The sequence below is a fragment of the Brevundimonas sp. genome (assembly GCF_046299595.1).
Lineage (GTDB): Bacteria > Pseudomonadota > Alphaproteobacteria > Caulobacterales > Caulobacteraceae > Brevundimonas.
Genome location: NZ_JBKBHQ010000001.1, coordinates 2359980 through 2378305, shown reverse-complemented (window position 1 = coordinate 2378305; position 18326 = coordinate 2359980). Strand labels below are relative to the sequence as shown.

Here is an 18326-nt window from a genome sequence, read left to right as displayed (position 1 = left end):
CGCCAGACTTCGCCAGCGTCATCGTGATCGCCGCCGTCAGCGTCGTCTTGCCGTGGTCAACGTGACCAATCGTGCCGATGTTGCAGTGCGGCTTGTTCCGTTCAAACTTTTCCTTGGCCATCGCCAGAACTCCAGGACGCCAGAGGCGTGCGTTGATAAGGGCAAATCAGGGTTCGCCGGTCGTGGAGCGGGTAGACGGAATCGAACCGACATCCTCAGCTTGGAAGGCTGCTGCACTACCATTGTGCTATACCCGCGAAGGTGCCGGGCGCCGCAGCGACCGACCCGACCCGCAAGCCATCCGGCCCGTTCTCGATCCTGAACTCTCGGTCGCGTGGTGGGGGAAGCAGGACTCGAACCTGCGAAGCTTACGCAGCGGATTTACAGTCCGCCCCCTTTGCCGCTCGGGACATTCCCCCGTCGCGAGAGAGATCAGGACCGCCCGGACTGATTCCCATGGGCCTTTGATACCCATACGAACAAAAGCCTTCGAAGTTCCGGCGCGCCTTGGATATACGGTGCACCAGACCCGAAGACCGGGTGGCCCCCAAATCGGAGCGCGTCTTATAGTGTCGCCAAATCGAGAACGCAACGACCGCAAGGCACGGAATTCACCGCGGCGTGCGAAAGAGCGCGAGACCCCTGCCCGCAAAGGCGCAGGCGAGATCAAGACTGGCAGCTACAGGCCCGAACTTGACCGGGAATCAGGACGCATTGGCGGCCCGTCGCGCGCGCGCCGCAGCAAGCCTGCACCCGAGAATCTGATCTGGGGCCGCCATGCCGTGCTCGCGGCCATCGAGAACGGCGCGCGCGAGCCGGGCGGCCAGCTGTGGCTGAGCGCGGAGCGGGCCCGCGAGCTGGAAGGCCAGATCGATCCGGCCCGCCGCCTGCGCGTCGAGATCAGGGATGGTCACGACATCGCGCGCGCGCTGCCCCAGGGCGCGGTCCATCAGGGGATGGTGCTGGTCGGCCCGCCGCTAGCCAGCGTCAGCCTGGACGAGATCGCCGATCCGGCCCATGGCGTGCTGATCATGCTGGACCAGATCACCGATCCTCAGAACGTCGGTGCCATCTTCCGATCAGGCCTGGCCATGGGCGCAAGGGGGATCATCGTGCAGGACCGCCATGCGCCCGAGCTGTCCGGCGCGCTGGCCAAGGCCGCAGCCGGTGCCATCGAACGCCTGCCGTGCGCGCGCGTGACCAACCTGTCGCGGGCGCTGGAACAGCTTTCCGATCTGGGCTGGCGCGCCGTGGGTCTGGACGGTCAGGGAACCGAGACTCTGGAGGAGGCGCTCGATGCGCGCCCGACCGTCATCGTCATGGGCTCGGAGGGCGACGGCATCCGCAGGCTGGTGGCCGAGCACTGCGACGTTCTGGCCCGCATTCCCATGCCCGGCGGGTTTGAAAGCCTGAACGTGTCCAATGCCGCAGCCATCGCGCTTTACGAGGCTGCACGCAGCCAGAGACGCTGACCAAGGCTGGGCGCTGAAGACCTAGGCCTGACCGCCGCCAAAGCGCGCGGACCACTCGGCCACTTGCGCATCCTCGATCTTGGCGAACAGCACCTGCGGGGCCGAGACCGCCTGTCCGCGAGGCAGGCGATCAAGCAGGGCCTCGCCCGCGCGGGGCCATGAGATGTCACTCTCGCCGACCGTGGCCGCGATCTTGCTGGCGGTGAAGGGGATTACGGGGGCGGACAGGCGTGCGAACAGCGCCACCAGATTCAGCCCCGTCCTCACACCGACGCCTGCGCGCTCGCGATCGGTCTTGAAGGCGGTCCAGGGCGCCGCTTCCTGAAGATATTCGTTGCCCAGCACCCAGATGGCGCGCAAGGCCTGGGCCGCCTTGCGGAACTCCATCGCCTCGAACTCTGCGGTGAGCGTGGCAATGGCGGCCTCAAGCTCCGTCTCGAGCCGCTGTTCCAGCGGACCGGCCTCGCCGCCGTCCGGCACCACGCCCTCGAAGCGGCTCTCGGCGAACTTGACGATGCGATTGACGAAATTGCCCAGCACATCGGCCAGGTCCTTGTTGATCGCCGACTGGAACTGCTCCCAGGTGAAGGCGGCATCGGCGTGCTCGGGCCCATAGGCCGTCAGATACCAGCGCCAGCAGTCGGCCGGCAGCAGCTCCAGCGCCTGATCCATGAACACGCCCCGGCCCTGGGACGTGGAGAACTTGCCGCCATACCAGTTCAGCCAGTTGAAGGCCTTGAGCGTATCGACCGTCTTCCAGGGCTCGCCCGAGCCGAGGATGGTGGCCGGGAAGCTGACGGTGTGGAAGGCGACATTGTCCTTGCCCATGAACTGAACGTAGCGCACGTCCTGCGCGCCCTGGTCCAGCCGCCACCAGCGCGCCCAGTCCTGCCCGCTCGCCTCGGCCCATTCCTGGGTGGCACCGATGTATTCGATGGGCGCATCGAACCAGACGTAGAAGACCTTGCCTTCCATGCCCGGACGCGGGGCCCCGTCGGCACCCACCACTGGCACGCCCCACTTCAGATCGCGGGTGATGCCCCGGTCGATCAGGCCCTCATCGAGGTGCTTGTAGGCGATGGAGCGGGCCAGAGGTTGCCAGTCGGTGCGCGAGTCCACCCACGCGCGGATGCGCGGCTCCAGCTTCGTCTGCAACAGATAGAGATGGCGCGTATCGCGCACCTCCAGATTGCGGCTGCCCGAGACGGCGGAATAGGGGTTCTTCAGGTCGGTGGGATCGAGCAGGCGGCCGCAGTTGTCGCACTGATCGCCGCGCGCCTTGTCATAGTCGCAGTGCGGACAGGTGCCCTCGACATAGCGGTCCGGCAGGAAACGCGCGTCGTCGATCGAATAGATCATCCGGTCGACGCGCTCTTCGATCAGGCCGTTTTCCTCCAGCACGCGGGCGAAGTGCTGGGTCAGGTGGCGGTTCTGCGGGCTCGATGAGCGCCCGAAGATGTCATAGCTGAGACCGAAGGCCTCACCGGCGCGCTTCTGGATCTCGTGCTGTTCGTCGCAATAGGTCCGCACGTCCTGCCCGGCAGCGGCGGCGGCCAGTTCGGCGGGCGTGCCGTGCTCGTCGGTGGCACAGATGTAGAGCACCTCGTGGCGGCTGCCGTCGTCCAGCACATGCGCGCGCTTGAATCTGGCCCAGACATCGGCCGGAAGCATGGAGCCGGCCAGATTGCCCAGATGCTTGATGCCGTTGATGTAGGGCAGGGCCGAGGTGATCAGGATACGGGCCATGGGCAGGCGGGTCTTTCGGGAAATATGCGTTGCAGGCCGCCCCATATAGAGCCCTGCCCGCCCGTGGCAAAGCCCGTGCGCTCTGCGCAGGCCTTGAGTCTCAACGGCTCCTTAACCCTGATGATTCATCGCTGGGAGCAGTGTGATGGATTTTCTCGCATACGGGGCGGCAGGACATGAGCGCGGCTGGCGAAACCACCAGAAATGTGGATCAGATCAGGGACCAGGTGCTGCGCGGCGACTGCGTGAGCGTGCTCAAAACCCTGCCCGATGCCAGCGTGGACATGGTGTTCGCTGATCCGCCCTATAATCTGCAGCTTGGCGGAGAGTTGCTGCGGCCCGACAACTCGCGCGTGGATGCGGTCACGGACGACTGGGACCAGTTCGAGAGCTTTGCCGCCTACGATGCCTTCAGCCGCGCCTGGCTGAGCGAGTGCCGCCGCGTGCTCAAGCCCGAGGGCACCTTGTGGGTGATCGGCAGCTATCACAACATCTTCCGCCTCGGCGTGGCCTTGCAGGACATCGGCTACTGGGTGCTGAACGACATCATCTGGCGCAAGTCGAACCCGATGCCGAACTTCAAGGGCACGCGCTTCACCAATGCTCACGAGACCCTGATCTGGGCGGCGCGCTCTCGCGAGCAGAAGCGCTACACCTTCAATTATGATGCGCTGAAGGCCTTCAACGAAGACACCCAGATGCGCTCGGACTGGACGCTGGCGCTGTGCACGGGCGAAGAGCGCCTCAAGGACGAGGACGGCAAGAAGGCCCACCCCACTCAAAAGCCAGAAGCCCTGCTGCACCGGGTGATCCTGTCGGCATCAAAGCCCGGCGACGTGATCCTCGATCCGTTCTTCGGCACCGGCACCACGGGCGCGGCGGCGCGGCGGCTGGGGCGGCACTTCATCGGCATCGAGATGGATGAGGCCCATGCCAAGCGGGCCGAGGCGCGCATCGCCGCCGTGGTTCCAGCCGAAGCCGCAGACCTGGCGGTCATGGGCTCGAAGCGCGCCGAGCCGCGCGTGCCGTTCGGGGCGCTGGTCGAGGCGGGCCTGCTTCGCCCCGGCGACCGGCTCTATTGTCCCAGGGGCGAGCGCGAGGCGCGGGTGCGGGCCGATGGCAGTCTGGCCCATGGCGATCTGACCGGCTCCATTCACAAGCTGGGCGCGCTGCTCGAAAATGCTCCGGCGTGCAACGGCTGGACCTACTGGCGCTACAAGTCGGACCGCGGCTATCGGCTTATCGACGACCTGAGGGCCCAGATTCGCGCGGCGATGTAGGTCACAGCGACGCCAGTGCCCGCTCCAGTGCCTTTCTGAACACGCTTGGCAGGGCCGCGCGCGCCTCATCAACCGGCTTCCAGTCGAAATCACCCGTCCCTCGGGCGACATGGACGCTCAGGCTCAGCGAAAAATGGGTGAAGACGTGCTCGACGCTGCCCGCGTCCTGCCAGTCGGCGGCTACCGGCGCGGGGGCCTTGAGCGCAGGCTCATCTTGCCCCTGCACCCACTCCGAGGTCGGCAGACCCATCATGCCGCCCAGCAGGCCGCGCGCAGGCCTTTTCACCAGCGCCACTTGCCCGGCACTGTCATGCAGAACCCACACATGGCCCTGACGGTGGGGTCGGGCCTTCTTCGGTGCCTTGAGCGGATAACGGTTGGCCTGACCTTCCGAACGCGCTGCACACCCAAAGGCCAGCGGGCACGCCTCGCAGACGGGCGAGCGGGGGCGGCACACCCCGGCACCCAGATCCATCAGGGCCTGAGCCCAGTCGCCGGGGCGATCGGGCGTGACGAACAGTGCCGCCAGCGCGGCCAGTTCGGGCTTTGCCGCTGGCAGGGGTGACCTGTGGGCATGAAGCCGGGCCATGACCCGCTCGACATTGCCGTCGACCACATTGGCGGGCCGGTCGAACGCGATGGCCGCGATGGCCGCCGCCGTATAGCTGCCGATGCCCGGCAGGGTCTTGAGGCCCGCCTCGGTGTCGGGAAAGACGCCGCCGTGATCGCGCACCACGGCGCGCGCGCAGGCCAGCAGGTTCCTCGCCCTCGCGTAGTAGCCAAGCCCCGCCCAGGCCGCCATGACCTCGGCATCATCCGCCTGCGCCAGAGCGGACACATCGGGCCAGCGATGGGTGAAGCGCTCGAAATAGGGCGCGGCATGAACCGTGGTGGTCTGCTGAAGCATGATCTCGGAAAGCCAGACGCGATAGGCATCGGGACGCTCACCCCTGCGGCGCGCGTCTGGCCCCACACGCCATGGCAGGGCGCGGGCATTATGGTCGTACCATTGCAGAAGATCGGCCCTGAGACGGGCGTGCAGACCGGCGACGTCACTCATCGAGGCTGATATATAGGGCCATGCGCCGCGATCTTCCTTCCGAAAAAGAGGCCCTCGAGATTCTCGCCCGGCGTCGCACGCGCCCGGCCCATCGGCCCGCGCCCAGAGCCGGTCAGGCCCTGGCGAAAACCATCCGTGCCCTCGATGACCGCTTCGGCAAGGGTGCGCAGGCGCTGCACGCACGCTGGCCCGAGATCGCAGGCGACGCCATCGCCAGCGTCAGCGAGCCGGTCAGGCTGATCAAGGGCCGCGCAGGCCAGGCCTCGACGCTGGAGCTGAAGGTGAGCGGCCCCGCCGCCCTGCTGGTCCAGCACCAGAGCGACATCATCATCGAGAAGGTCAATGTGTTCCTGGGCAACAACGAGGTGGGCCGCCTGCGCATCTCTCAGGGACCGCTGCAGGCGCGCCCCGGCACGGGCGCGAGGCCGCGCCGCCCCGCGCCCCTCAGCGAGCCTCTCGACGGCGCCACCGAGGCCGCGCTGGCCGAAGGGCTGGAGCCCCTGCCCGCACGCCTGCGCGAGGCGCTGGTCCGGCTGGGGCGCGGCGTGCTGCGCAGCGAGCGCGAGCGTTAGGCGCGCACCGTCACTTCCCCACACCTAACACTGCCGCCAGCGGGCCTGCTTGAAACGCGGCGTTGACAAACAATGGCCGCTTCTGCTGTCGAATATGGTGATGCGGGGTGCGTGCGATGATCGCGGTGCAAGTCCCTGCCATGGGGCGACCGATTTCGCTCCAGACCTGCCACACGTCTCGCCCCCGGATGGAATGCCGATGACCTCACCCCGCCTTACCCGCCGCCTGATGATCTCTGCCGTGGCCGCTGCCGCCGCGCTGTCGATCACCTCGTGCAACTCGTCAGGAACCGGCTCTACCGTCGATGGCGACATGGTGCAGGGCGATGCCAATGCCCCTGTCACGGTGATCGAATATGCCTCTGTGACCTGCGGCGTCTGCGGCGCGTGGCACACTCAGGTCTATCCCGAGTTCAAGGCGCAGTACATCGACACCGGCAAGGTGCGCTATGTGTTCCGCGAGTTCCCCACGCCTCCGTTCGACATCGCCGCAGCGGGCTTCCTGCTGGCGCGCTGCGCGGGCGAGGACCGCTACTTCCAGATCATCGACGCGATCATGCACTCCCAGCAGGAGTGGCAGCAGGGCACGCCGCCGCGCCAGTCGCTGCTGCGCATCGCCCAGTCCGCCGGTTTCAGCCAGGAGCAGTTCAACGCCTGCGTGACCGACGAGAACAGCGTGCGTGCCCTCGAAGAGCGCATCCAGCTCGGTCGCCGCGACGGCGTGACGGGAACGCCGACCTTCTTCGTGAACGGTCGCCAGATCAGTGACCCGTCGCTGGAGGGGCTGTCGGCCGCGATCGATCCGCTGCTGCCCGCCTCCTGACCGCCTGACGCGCCCCCTTGCACTTCCAGCGTCTCAGACTGTCCGGGTTCAAGTCCTTCGTTGATGCGACGGAGCTGATGATCGAACCCGGCCTGACCGGCATTGTCGGGCCGAACGGTTGTGGCAAATCCAATGTGCTGGAGGCCCTGCGCTGGGTGATGGGGGCGAACTCTGCCAAGGCCATGCGCGGTCAGGGCATGGACGACGTGATCTTTGCCGGCACCGCCTCGCGCCCGTCACGCAACCATGCCGAGGTGACGCTCACGCTCGAAGACGCGCTCGGCACCGCCCCTGCCCCCTTCCAGGACGCCGCCGTCCTTGAAGTGTCGCGCCGGATCGACCGGGGCGCAGGCTCCACCTATCGCATCAATGGCAAGGAGGTGCGCGCGCGCGACGTGCAGCTGCTGTTCGCCGACAGCTCCACCGGTGCCAACTCTCCGGCTCTCGTGCGCCAGGGCCAGATCAGCGAGCTGATCGCCGCCAAACCCCAGAACCGGCGTCGCATCCTCGAGGAAGCTGGCGGCGTCGCGGGCCTGCACACCCGCCGCCATGAGGCCGAGCTGCGCCTGCGCGCCGCCGAGACCAACCTCGAGCGGCTCGACGACATCGCGCGCGAGCTGGAAAGCGCCCTGTCGCGCCTGAAGCGTGAAGCCCGTCAGGCCGAGAAATACAAGAAGATCACCACCGAGATCCGCGCCCTGCAATCGGCGCTGATCTACACCCGCTGGCTGGAGGCCCGCGCCGCAGCCGAGGGCCTTCAGGCCGAGGTGGCCGATGCCGATGCCCAGCTAGAGCAGGCCACGCGCGAGGTGGCCCGCCTGACTGCTGCGGCGCTCACGGCACGCGAGGCCATCGCTCCGGCGCGCGAGGAAGATGCCGTGGCAGGCGCCCTGTGGCAGCGCGCCACCCTGGAGCGCGACCGCCTCGACCTCGAGGATCAGGCCGCCAGGGCCGATGTGGCGCGTCTCAGGGCGGAGCTGGAGCGCATCGGTGCCGATCAGGCCCGCGAGCAGCAGATGAGCGCCGATGCCACCGATCAGGTGCAGGCCCTGCGCGAATCCCTCGCACAGCTTGAAAAGGCCGTGGCCGATGCGCCCGAGCGCGCGCCTGCACTACAGGCCGAAGTCGACGCCAGCGAGGCCCGTCGCCGCGAAGCCGATGCGGAAGTCGAGCGCCTGACCGGCCTCATCGCCACCTTCGAGGCCGAGGCCACAGCCGCCCGCGCGCGCCGTCAGGACGCCGAGACACGCCTTGGCCGTCTGCAGCGCACGCTGGAAGCCAGCAAGGGCGAGCGCGACAGCCTTCAGTCACAGTCCGTCGAGGGACTGGGCGAGGCGCGTGCGGAGCTTGAGCGCGCCGTCGAGGCCCTGCGGCAGGCCCGCGCCACGCTTGAGAGCTGCGAGGAAGCGCGCACCCTCGCCGCACAGGATGAGGGCGAAGCCCGCGAGCGGGCGCGGCGCATCGAGGACAGGCTGGGGCGCCTGCAGACCGAGGCGCGCGGGCTGAGCCAGCTTCTTCAGGGCTCGCGGCGCGAACACCCTGCCGTTCTCGATCAGGTTCTGGCCGACAAGGGCTATGAGGCCGCGCTTGCGGCAGCCCTCGGCGACGATCTGGAAGCAGCTCTGGATCCCCGGGCCAGCGCGCACTGGGGCGGGCGCACCGCCCCCTCCCCCGTCCTGCCCGAAGGCGCGGTCCGCCTGAGCGATCACGTGCGGGCGCCCGATGCGCTCCGGGCGCGTCTCGATCACTGCGCGGTGGTGGAGCGCAGCCGGGCTGAGGCCCTGATCGGCGATCTGCCGGCGGGCCTGCGTCTGGTGACGCGCGAGGGCGACCTCTACCGCTGGGATGGCTATGTCAGCAGGGCCGACGCCCCGCGCCCCGCCGCCGTCCGCCTCGGCCAGCGCGCGCGCCTCGCCGAGCTGGAGCGCGACATCGACACCCTCAAGCCCGAGCTGGAATCGGCCCAGGCCGACCACAAGGCTGCCATCGCCGCCCTGCGCGAAGCTCAGGACGCCCTCGCCTCGGCCCGCAAGGCTCCGCAGGAGGCAGAGCGCGCCATTGCCGTGGCCAGAGACCATCACGAGGCACTGGCCCGCCAGCAGACGGTGCGCGAGGCGCGCCTGTCTGCCCTGTCCGAGACCTTGGTCACGCTGGAGGCCGAACAGGCCGAGGCCGAGCGCGCCTTTGCCGCCATGTCGGAGAACCAGCCTGCGTCCGAGACGCTGGAAGAGCTGCGCCTTGAGCTGGCGGCAGCGCGCCAGCGCGCCGATGCGGCCCGCGCCGAGGCGGCCGAAGCGCGCGCCGCCCGCGATGCCGAAGCGCGCGAGCGGGCCATGCGACTGGGCACTCTCGATCAGGCGCGGCGCGATCTGGCAGGCTGGGAGCGGCGCCTCGGCGAGAGCATCCGGCGCCAGCAGGAGCTGGAGCAGGCGCGCGAGGCCACCCACGCCGCCCTCGATCAGGCCTCGCGCAAGCCCGACGAGATCGAACAGCGCAGGCTAGGCCTTGCCGACACCCTCGCCACCGCTGAGCGGCGCAGAGCCGAGGCCAGCGATGCCCTTCAGGCCCTTGAGGCGAGCGCCGCCGAGGCCGAACGCGCCCAGCGCAGCGCCGAGCAGGCGCTCTCGACAACCCGCGAGGCGCGCGGCGTTCTGGGCGCGCACGCAGAATCCGCCATGGCCCGCCTGGCCGAGACCGAGCGCCACCTGCGCGATACCGCCCGCATGAGCCCGGAGGAGCTGGGTGAGCGGCTTCAGCAGGAGGCCATCGCCAAGCCCACCGATGCCGCCGGTGCCGAGGCCCTGATCATGGGACTGGAGCGCGAGCGCGAGGCGCTGGGCGCGGTCAACCTGCGCGCCGAGGAGGAAGCGGGCGAGTACGGCGGGCGGCTGGAGGCCATGCGCAGCGAGCGCGCCGACCTCACCTCGGCCATCGCCAGGCTGCGCGACGGCATAGACGAGCTGAATGCCGAGGGGCGCGACCGGCTGGTGGCGGCCTTCGACGTCATCAACACCAACTTCAAGACCCTGTTCGAGACCCTTTTCGGCGGCGGGCAGGCCGAACTGAAGCTGGTGGAATCCGAAGATCCGCTCGAAGCGGGGCTGGAGATCTATGCCTGTCCGCCGGGCAAGCGCCTGTCGGTCATGAGCCTGATGTCGGGCGGCGAGCAGGCGCTGACCGCCGCGGCCCTGATCTTTGCGGTGTTCCTGGCCAACCCCGCGCCGGTGTGCGTGCTGGACGAGGTGGACGCACCGCTCGATGACGCCAACGTCGATCGCTTCTGCCGCATGCTCGACGAGATGCGAAAGCGCACCCACACGCGCTTCATCGTCATCACCCACAATCCCGTCACCATGAGCCGGATGGACCGCCTCTATGGCGTGACCATGCCCGAGCAGGGCGTATCGCAGCTGGTCTCCGTGGACCTGACCCAGGCCGAAAAGCTGGTCGCCTGAGGCTTGCCGCGCGGGAGCCAAGTGCCCACCTGCGCATTTGCCTTTCGTCCCCTTCCCGCAAAATACGGAGCCACCTCCATGCGCCAGCGCCTGCACGTCATCACCGTCTCCACCCGCCCCGGCCGCGTCGGCGACAAGGTGGCGCAGTGGTTCTGCGAGGCAGCGGCCAGCGATGAGACCTTCGAGATCGTGCCGGTGGACCTGAACGACTTCGACCTGCCCGTCTATGACGAGCCCAAGCACCCGGCCACGGGCGAATATGCCCACGAGCACACCCGCGCCTGGGCCAAGTCCGTCAGCGAGGCCGACGCCTATGTGTTCGTGATGCCCGAGTACAACTTCACCATGCCGCCCTCGCTGGTGAACGCGCTGAACTACGTCTATCGCGAGTGGAACTACAAGCCTGCGGGCATCGTCAGCTATGGCGGCGTGTCGGGTGGCCTGCGCGCAGCCCAGTCGGCCAAGCTGCTGCTGACCACGCTCAAGGTGATGCCGATGTACGAGGCCGTTGTGGTGCCCTTCGTTCACAACCAGATCAAGGACGGCCGCTTCACGCCCAACGAGACCCAGGAGAAAGCCGTTCCGGCACTGCTCAGGGAGCTGGGCATCTGGAGCACGGCCCTGAAGGGTGCGCGCGATCGCATCAAGGGCTGATCGGCGCCCGGCTCGGGCCCAAATCGCCGCAGTTGTGGCCGATTCGACTCAGCAGCCCTGAAAAGGCAAGGTCTTTCATGGCCTTAGCCGTGCCCGGCGCGCGCTTGACCTGACGCGCCTGCGTCTATAGGTTCCGCGCCGAATTCAGACCCCGCTGTGGCCCCGTGCTGCGGCTCACAGGCACGGTGGAATGTCCAAGCCCGAGCAGACGCGTGAGGAAGCCATACGGCGCCTCAATGAACGCGCATCCAGCCTCGAGCAGAGGACAACGCCGGACGCGCAGGCTGCCGCAGGTCATGCGGTAGCGGCGCAGGCCTGGCGGATCATCGCCGACCTGCTCGGCGGTGTGTTCGTGGGTCTGGCGCTCGGCATCGTGGCGGACTGGTCGTTCGGAACGGCGCCGATCGGAATCATCACCGGGGTCCTTGGGGGCTTCGCCATATCGGTCTGGATGGCCCATCGGACAGCACAACGTCTGATGAGGGAAGCGGGCCCGCCTCCGGCGGACGCGCCATCCGTTCCGATCATTGAAGACGGCAAAGAACAGGAATAGCTGGCGCAATGGCCAATCCGATCGAACAGTTCGAGATTAAACCGATCCCGGGCCTGGATTTCGGCGAGGTCGTGCTTCCGGTCATCGGCGTGACGCGTCTTGCGGTGACCAACTCTCATGTCGCCATGACCATCGCCTTTGCCATCGTCGTGCTGTTCCTGACACTGGTGACCTCCAACGCGCGCGTGGTGCCCGGTCGCCTGCAAGCCGCCGGTGAGCAGCTTTTCGGCATCATCGACGGCGTTACCAACTCGATCATCGGTCACGATGGCCGCAAGTATTTCCCCTTTGTCTTCAGCCTGTTCACGCTGATCCTTGCCATGAACATGCTGGGCATGTTCCTGACCTTCACCGCCACCTCGCAGATTGCAGTCACGGCCACCTTCGCCCTGCTGACCATCGGTCTGGTCGTGGTGATCGGCTTTGCCAAGCATGGCCTGAAGTTCTTCAGCCTGTTCTGGCCGACCAGCGCGCCTCTGGTGCTGCGCCCCGTGGTCGGACTTATCGAGTTCCTTTCCTTCCTGCTGCGTCCCATCACCCTTTCGCTGCGTCTGTTCGGCAACATGCTGGGCGGTCACATCGCCCTGAAGATCTTTGCGGGCTTCGTCGTCTCGCTCGGCGCGCTGGCGGCGACGGGCGGCGTGGGTCTGCTGGCCCTGCCGGTGGCGGGTCTGTCCATGGTCATGGTCGTCGCCCTGACCGCGCTGGAGTTTCTGGTGGCCTTCCTCCAGGCCTTCGTCTTCGCCGTTCTGGCCACGATCTATCTGAACGATGTGGTCAACCTGGGTCACGGCCACTAGGCCCCGCCCAGCCTCAATCCTCCTTCCAACCCCGTCTGAATAGGAACACTCTCATGGAAGCCGAATCCTTCAAGTACTTCGGTATGGGCCTCGCCACCCTGGGCATGCTCGGCGCCGGTATCGGCGTGGGCAACATCTTCGCCAACTTCCTGGCGGGTGCCCTGCGCAACCCGTCGGCTGCCGCCTCGCAGGTCGGCAACCTGTTCGTGGGCGCGGCGCTGGTCGAAGCCCTCGGCATCCTGGCCTTCGTGCTGGGGATCATGGCCTGGCTCGGCTAAGGCCGGAGCCCGACCCGAGACACCAACGACTCCGGTGCGGCGCGGGGATGACCCATCTTCGCGCCGTCCGACTCTTTTCGATGAGCTGGCGATCCTCTGATGGCTGAACCGACCCTGTCCGATCCCGCGACGCTGCCGCCGCAGGGCGCTGGCGTCCAAGAAATGACTACGGCACCCGAGGTCCACGGTGACGAGGGCGGGCTGCCGCAGTTCGACACCCAGCATTACTTCGGGCAGATCGCCTATCTGCTGATCCTGTTCGTCATTCTCTATGTGCTAATCAGCAAGGTGTTCGCGCCCCGCCTTCGCCGCGTGATGGACGAGCGCGCCAGCACCATCTCCGGCGCCATCGCCACCGCCCGCCAGGTGCAGGAAGAAGCCGCCGTTCAGGCCGCCAGTGCCCGTGCCGAGGTCGAGCGCGCCCGGGCCGACGCCCGCGCCGTTGCCGCCGCTGCCAAGGCCCGCATTCTCGACGACATGGCCCTGCGCAACGCCGAGGAAGAAGCCGCGGTCAATGCCCGCATCGAGGCGGCCGAGGCCGACATCGCCCTGGCGCGCGACACCGCCCTGTCGTCTGTGGGCGATGTGGCCGCTGAAACCGCTCAGGCCATGATCAAGCGCCTGACCGGCGAGAGCGTCCCGCTTGCCGAGCTGCGCACCGCCGCCAAGGGAGCCGCCTAATGCCCGCTTTCCTCGACTCCTATTTCTGGAACATCGCCAACTCGGAGTTCTGGGTCGGCGTAGGCCTCGTGCTGTTCTTCGCCATCGTCTTCATGGCCGGCGCTCACAAGCTGGTGGCCGGCGCGCTGGACGCCAAGGCCGCCAAGATTCAGGGCGAGCTTGACGAAGCGGCGCGCCTGCGCGCGGAGGCCGAAGCCCTGCTGGCCCAGATCCGTCAGGAAAAGGCCGAGGCCGAGGCCCAGGCCAGCGCCATGCTGGCTGCCGCCGAAGCGGATGCCCGCCAGATGGAAGCCGATGCCAGGGCACGCCTCGAGGAATCCGTGGCCCGCCGTCAGGCCCTGGCCGAGCGCAAGATCGCCCAGGCCGAGACCCAGGCCATGACCGAGGTAAAGACCGCCGCTGTCGAAATGGCCGCGCGCATCGCCGAGGACGTGCTGGCCAAACGGGTCGAGGGGCAGAAGAGCGACCCCCTGCTCGATCAGGCCATCAGCGATCTGGGACAGCGGCTGAACTAGTCCTCCACCGCCCACGACCGACCTTTATCCGGCCCGCCTTCGCTTCGAGGGCGGGCCGTTTTCATGCTTCAGCGCCCGATTCAGCGTACCACGCTGGCACCCTCAGGCACCTGCTGATGGCGTGAGCGCGCCACGAGGCGGCCATAGACGGCCCCCAGCACGACGCCGAACACCACATGGCTGACGAACATCCAGATCATGGTCGGAAAGTCGGCACGCGCGGCAAAGATGCCCAGCCCGGCCATGGGTGCCACCGTGAACATCATCAGCACCCAGGCCCCGACGGCAAACAGTATGCCCTTGCTCTCGACCGTGTCGGTGGGCAGGCGCGGGCACAGAAGGCCAAAGGCGGTGCCGAGCAGGGCCGTGCCCGCGACGAAGTGAGCAATCCAGCCGATCGCCAGATTGTCCGAAGCTCCCAGCATGATGGAGAGCAGGCGCGGGAAACTGACGAACCATGGCCCGAGCCAGAGGTTGATCACCTCCAGCAGTGACACCGCCAATGTGGCGGCAAATCCGGCAATGGCTCCATACTTGAGACGCGTCATCATGATGACCATCCCTCCCTCTCAGAAGTTCCGCCCCCCGATTTACGCCCCTCGACCTTACGCAGCGTCATCATAGCGCATTTTGCCGCCCATGGCCAAAAGGCGGCAGGGTGATGGCAAAACGTCTCCCGTGAGGCCCGGCTACGGGCTCGTGCCAAGTGTCCGCGGCAAAGACCGGGCGGGTGCCTGATGGCGATCAGGGTGGGCAGTGTGGAAGGGTAATCAGCGCGGACGAGAGAACGGCGGCACGCCCTTCGCGCGTCAGTTCCAGAACGGGCGCGGGCGCGAGCGGGCACGCAGGGTGCGACGCAGGCGACGCAGGGTGCGGCTGCTCTCGGTGCGCAGCACCAGGCGCTCCATGCGGAGCATCTGTTGCCAGATCACGGGCGCAAACTCGGGCCTGCGGCGCATCAAGCGGCGGAAGGGATAGACCCAGTTGGGCCGGGCCTGCTGGGCACGGATGAACTGGCGCTTGGCCCAGTAGGAGTTACGCAGCACGATCATAAGGCCCACCACCGCCAGCGGAAGGCCGAAGGGGCCGGGCAGCGGCGCGATCAGTATGCCCAGCGCAATGATCATGACGCCCAGCGCCAGCCGGAGCATTCTCCAGACCCGGCTCATGGTCCGCGCAAACAGACCACGGGCGCCCGCGCGCGCCTGAGCGCGGCTGCATCCTGTGATCGTAAGCTCGGTCATTTCGGGTCCGCCTCCGCTCAGGCCGGTTCGAGGGTGCTCTGGGGCATCGAATGGACAACGCCCGACAGGGGAAAAGGTCGCAGGACACAGATGGGACGCCACTTGATTGAGGCAAGTGTGCCACACCGTGCTTTACAAAGGTTTCATGCCCCTGCGCCTGCGGCGGAACTGGGGCGTGCAGATGAAAACCGTGTCAGATACCGCGCACAAGGCAGCGCCCTGTGACCTTGCGATCACAGGGCGCCTGAACGCGGTAGGGGATGAGCGCGCTACTGCGCGGCGCGGTTGCTGCCTTCCGCCGGGCGCCAGCGCAGCACCGGCTGGCGGGCCGCGCGCGTCTCGTCGAGCCTGCGCATGGGGGCATGGAAGGGCGCACCCTTGAAGCGGTCCGCGTCTCCGGCTTTCGCCGCAGCCGCCAGAGCGCGCATGGCCTCGATGAAGCGGTCCAGCTCGGCCTTCGATTCCGTCTCGGTCGGTTCGATCAGCATGGCCCCGTGAACCACCAGCGGGAAGTACATGGTCATGGGGTGGAAGCCCTCGTCGATCATCGCCTTGGCAAAGTCGAGGGTGGTGATGCCCGTACCCTTGAGCCACTCATCGTCGAACAGGGCCTCGTGCATGCACGGGCCGTCAGGGAAAGCCGGGCTCATCAGGTCGGACAGGCGCGCCTTGATGTAGTTGGCGTTCAGAACCGCATCCTCGGCCACTTGGCGCAGGCCGTCGGCACCATGGCTCATCATGTAGCTGAGCGCGCGCACATACATGCCCATCTGGCCCTGGAACGCGCACAGGCGTCCGAAAGCCTGGGCGGCCTCGTCCTCGGCCCGCTCGACCAGCCGCAGGCCGTCCTTGCCGCCGACGACCCAGGGCGCGGGCGCAAAGGGCGCCAGAGCCTCGGACAGCACCACCGGACCTGCGCCCGGCCCGCCGCCGCCGTGGGGCGTCGAGAAGGTCTTGTGCAGGTTGATGTGCATGGCATCGACACCCAGATCGCCCGGCCGCACGCGCCCGACGATGGCGTTGAAGTTGGCACCGTCGCAATAGAAATAGGCACCCGCCTCGTGGGTCAGGCGGCTGATCTCGAGAATATCGCGCTCGAACAGCCCACAGGTGTTCGGGTTGGTCACCATGATGGCGGCCACGTCCTCGCCCAGCTTGGAGGCCAGGTCCGCCACGTCAACGCGCCCGTCATCGGTTTGAGCGACCTCGACAACCGTATAGCCGACGAAGGCCGCCGTGGCCGGATTGGTGCCGTGGGCACTGGTCGGCACCAGCACCTTGTTGCGCGGGTGGTCGGAGCGCAGCCCCTGCCCTGCCGCGCGGTGCGCCGCACGAATGGCCATCAGGCCGCACAGCTCGCCATGGGCTCCGGCCTTGGGCGACAGCGCCACGGCCGGCATTCCGGTCAGGGTAGTCAGCCAGTGGGACAGGGTATCCATCAGTGCCAGCGCGCCCTGCACGCTCGACTGCGGCTGCAGCGGGTGGATGTCGGAAAAGCCCGGCAGGCGGGCCATCTTCTCGTTGAGGCGCGGGTTGTGCTTCATGGTGCACGAGCCCAGCGGATAGATGGCCAGGTCGATGGCGTGGTTCTTCTGGGACAGGCGCACATAGTGGCGCATGGCCTCGGGCTCGCTCAGACCCGGCAGGCCGATGGGATCGGTCCGCACCAGATCGCCCAGATCGCTGCCATCCGCCTTCGGCTCGGGCAGATCGACGCCGGTCTTGTCCCAGCCGTCGCCCTCGAAGATCAGGGCCTCGTCCTGCAACAGGCCGCGCCCGCCCGTAAGCGTGGCAGGGCGGGTTTCGACGGTGTTCGGGGTGGTGGGGCGACCCACTGTGTTCATGGTGCTCATCACACAACCTCCGCCAGGGCGGCTTTCAGGGATTGGATATCTTCGTCCGTCGTGGTCTCGGTGGCTGCGATCAGCAGCACATCGTCGAGCCCGGCGCCGGGGTTGAGGCGGCCATAGGGCACGCCCGCCAGCACGCCCTGTTCGGCCAAGGCATCCACCACCGCCACGGCGTTCTTAGGCAGCTTCACCGCGAACTCGTTGAAGAAGCGCGGTGTCAGCACCTCGACACCCGGCACCGACGCCACCGCATCGCGGGTGGCCAGCGCCTTCTCGTGGTTCAGCAAGGCCAGACGGCGCAGGCCCGCCTCGCCCAGCAGGCTCATGTGGATGCTGAACGCCAGGGTGCAGAGGCCAGAGTTGGTGCAGATGTTGGACGTCGCCTTGTCACGCCGGATATGCTGCTCGCGTGTCGAGAGCGTCAGCACGAAGCCGCGCCGCCCCTCCGCATCCGCAGTCTCGCCGCACAGGCGACCGGGCATCTGGCGCACCAGATTGTCGCGGGTGGCGAACAGCCCGACATAAGGGCCGCCAAAGTTCAGGGCATTGCCGATCGACTGGCCCTCGGCGGCCACGATGTCCGCACCCATCTCGCCGGGCGACTTCAGCAGGCCCATGGAGACGGCTTCTGTCACCACCACGATCAGCAGGGCGCCTGCTGATCTCGCTGCCTCGGCGATCTTCGTCACATCCGTGGCCGTGCCGAAGATGTTGGGCGTCTGGACCACCACGCATGCCGTGTCCGGGCCGATGGAGTCGATCACCGCAGCCTCGGCATCGACGGCAGGGGCCAGCACCTCGGTCTCGACGCCCATGGCGTGCACCACCGTCTCGGTGGCAGCCACATAGTGCGGGTGCACGCCGCCCGAGATCACCGCCCTGTTGCGCCGCGTGACGCGCGTGGCCATCAGCACGCCCTCGGCCATGGCGGTCGAGCCGTCATAGAGCGAGGCATTGGCCACCGGCATGCCGGTCAGGTTGGCCACCTGGGTCTGGAACTCATAGAGATACTGCAGCGTGCCCTGCGCGATCTCGGGCTGATAGGGCGTATAGCTGGTCAGGAACTCCGAGCGCTGGATGATGTGGTCCACCGTGGCGGGCACATGGTGGCGATAGGCCCCCGCCCCGCAGAAGAACGGCACATCGCCCGCCACCGTGTTCCTCGCCGCCATGGCCTTGAGCGCGCGCTCGACCTCCAGCTCACCCATGACGCGGGGCAGGTCCACGAAGCCTTCACGCCGTGCCGCCTCGGGCACGTCCACGAAAAGGTCGTCCACGGATCGGGCGCCGATGGCGGCCAGCATGGCCGTCCGGTCTTCAGGGGTCAGGGGAAGATAGCGCAT

General features: G+C 67.5%; 18 protein-coding genes and 2 tRNA genes. 11 read left to right on the top strand and 9 right to left on the bottom strand.

All coding sequences use genetic code 11. From position 1 onward, the window contains the following. The 3 genes from ACK4E3_RS11785 to ACK4E3_RS11775 all read right to left on the bottom strand — a co-directional run. Positions 1 to 121: GTP-binding protein (locus ACK4E3_RS11785; protein WP_293535829.1), on the bottom strand; the 121-nt coding region annotated here is incomplete at its 3' end. Between the two features lie 62 nt (positions 122 to 183). After that, positions 184 to 257 (bottom strand) — tRNA-Gly (locus ACK4E3_RS11780). Between the two features lie 78 nt (positions 258 to 335). Then, positions 336 to 419, bottom strand: a tRNA-Tyr gene (locus ACK4E3_RS11775). Between the two features lie 246 nt (positions 420 to 665). Here ACK4E3_RS11775 and rlmB point away from each other — a divergent pair. After that, the gene (gene rlmB / locus ACK4E3_RS11770; protein WP_409701281.1) at positions 666 to 1472 is read left to right on the top strand and encodes a 23S rRNA (guanosine(2251)-2'-O)-methyltransferase RlmB; all 807 of its coding nucleotides are present in this window, start codon (positions 666 to 668) and stop codon (positions 1470 to 1472) included. A gap of 21 nt (positions 1473 to 1493) precedes the next feature. Here rlmB and metG read toward each other — a convergent pair whose 3' ends face one another. Continuing rightward, a complete protein-coding gene (gene metG, locus ACK4E3_RS11765; protein WP_409700955.1) occupies positions 1494 to 3218 on the bottom strand; it encodes a methionine--tRNA ligase in 1725 nt (574 codons plus the stop codon). Positions 3219 to 3394: 176 nt separating this feature from the next. Here metG and ACK4E3_RS11760 point away from each other — a divergent pair, with 176 nt between their 5' ends. Next, positions 3395 to 4498, top strand: coding sequence for a site-specific DNA-methyltransferase (locus tag ACK4E3_RS11760; RefSeq protein WP_409700952.1), 1104 nt, complete (start codon positions 3395 to 3397; stop codon positions 4496 to 4498). A 1-nt stretch (position 4499) separates the two neighbouring features. Here the strand turns inward: ACK4E3_RS11760 and mutY are convergent, their stop codons facing one another. After that, positions 4500 to 5558 carry an A/G-specific adenine glycosylase gene (gene mutY, locus ACK4E3_RS11755; RefSeq protein WP_409700949.1) on the bottom strand — a complete coding sequence of 353 codons (1059 nt, stop codon included), beginning with the start codon at positions 5556 to 5558 and terminating at the stop codon, positions 4500 to 4502. Positions 5559 to 5578: 20 nt separating this feature from the next. Here mutY and ACK4E3_RS11750 point away from each other — a divergent pair, with 20 nt between their 5' ends. The 9 genes from ACK4E3_RS11750 (at position 5579) to ACK4E3_RS11710 (ending at position 13889) form a co-directional block, all read left to right on the top strand. Continuing rightward, positions 5579 to 6130: a DUF721 domain-containing protein gene (locus tag ACK4E3_RS11750; RefSeq protein WP_409700946.1), complete on the top strand. Its 552-nt coding sequence runs from the start codon at positions 5579 to 5581 to the stop codon at positions 6128 to 6130. Between the two features lie 199 nt (positions 6131 to 6329). Next, positions 6330 to 6953 (top strand): DsbA family protein, encoded by a 624-nt coding sequence (locus ACK4E3_RS11745; RefSeq protein WP_409700943.1) that lies wholly within the window; start codon positions 6330 to 6332, stop codon positions 6951 to 6953. Between the two features lie 17 nt (positions 6954 to 6970). Next, positions 6971 to 10408, top strand: a complete 3438-nt coding sequence (gene smc, locus ACK4E3_RS11740; protein ID WP_409700940.1) for a chromosome segregation protein SMC — start codon at positions 6971 to 6973, stop codon at positions 10406 to 10408. A 78-nt stretch (positions 10409 to 10486) separates the two neighbouring features. Next, positions 10487 to 11062: an NADPH-dependent FMN reductase gene (locus ACK4E3_RS11735; RefSeq protein WP_409700937.1), complete on the top strand. Its 576-nt coding sequence runs from the start codon at positions 10487 to 10489 to the stop codon at positions 11060 to 11062. Positions 11063 to 11252: 190 nt separating this feature from the next. Beyond that, positions 11253 to 11615 (top strand): AtpZ/AtpI family protein, encoded by a 363-nt coding sequence (locus ACK4E3_RS11730; protein WP_409700935.1) that lies wholly within the window; start codon positions 11253 to 11255, stop codon positions 11613 to 11615. Positions 11616 to 11623: 8 nt separating this feature from the next. Further along, positions 11624 to 12415 carry a F0F1 ATP synthase subunit A gene (locus ACK4E3_RS11725; RefSeq protein WP_409700932.1) on the top strand — a complete coding sequence of 264 codons (792 nt, stop codon included), beginning with the start codon at positions 11624 to 11626 and terminating at the stop codon, positions 12413 to 12415. A 53-nt stretch (positions 12416 to 12468) separates the two neighbouring features. Continuing rightward, positions 12469 to 12693 (top strand): F0F1 ATP synthase subunit C, encoded by a 225-nt coding sequence (locus tag ACK4E3_RS11720; RefSeq protein ID WP_409700929.1) that lies wholly within the window; start codon positions 12469 to 12471, stop codon positions 12691 to 12693. 99 nt (positions 12694 to 12792) lie between these two features. Continuing rightward, positions 12793 to 13374, top strand: coding sequence for a hypothetical protein (locus ACK4E3_RS11715; protein ID WP_409700926.1), 582 nt, complete (start codon positions 12793 to 12795; stop codon positions 13372 to 13374). Beyond that, positions 13374 to 13889 (top strand): F0F1 ATP synthase subunit B, encoded by a 516-nt coding sequence (locus ACK4E3_RS11710; RefSeq protein ID WP_409700923.1) that lies wholly within the window; start codon positions 13374 to 13376, stop codon positions 13887 to 13889. The genes ACK4E3_RS11715 and ACK4E3_RS11710 overlap by 1 nt, the downstream gene beginning before the upstream one ends. An 80-nt stretch (positions 13890 to 13969) precedes the next feature. Here ACK4E3_RS11710 and ACK4E3_RS11705 read toward each other — a convergent pair whose 3' ends face one another. From ACK4E3_RS11705 to gcvPA, 4 genes are all read right to left on the bottom strand, one after another. Continuing rightward, positions 13970 to 14440 (bottom strand): DUF6789 family protein, encoded by a 471-nt coding sequence (locus ACK4E3_RS11705; protein ID WP_409700920.1) that lies wholly within the window; start codon positions 14438 to 14440, stop codon positions 13970 to 13972. Between the two features lie 258 nt (positions 14441 to 14698). After that, entirely contained in the window at positions 14699 to 15133 is a 435-nt protein-coding gene (locus tag ACK4E3_RS11700) for a hypothetical protein (protein ID WP_409700917.1), read from the bottom strand. Between the two features lie 269 nt (positions 15134 to 15402). Further along, positions 15403 to 16986 (bottom strand): aminomethyl-transferring glycine dehydrogenase subunit GcvPB, encoded by a 1584-nt coding sequence (gcvPB, locus tag ACK4E3_RS11695; protein WP_409700914.1) that lies wholly within the window; start codon positions 16984 to 16986, stop codon positions 15403 to 15405. Continuing rightward, the gene (gene gcvPA, locus ACK4E3_RS11690) at positions 16986 to 18326 is read right to left on the bottom strand and encodes an aminomethyl-transferring glycine dehydrogenase subunit GcvPA (RefSeq protein ID WP_409700911.1); all 1341 of its coding nucleotides are present in this window, start codon (positions 18324 to 18326) and stop codon (positions 16986 to 16988) included. Before gcvPA ends, gcvPB begins: the two co-directional genes overlap by 1 nt.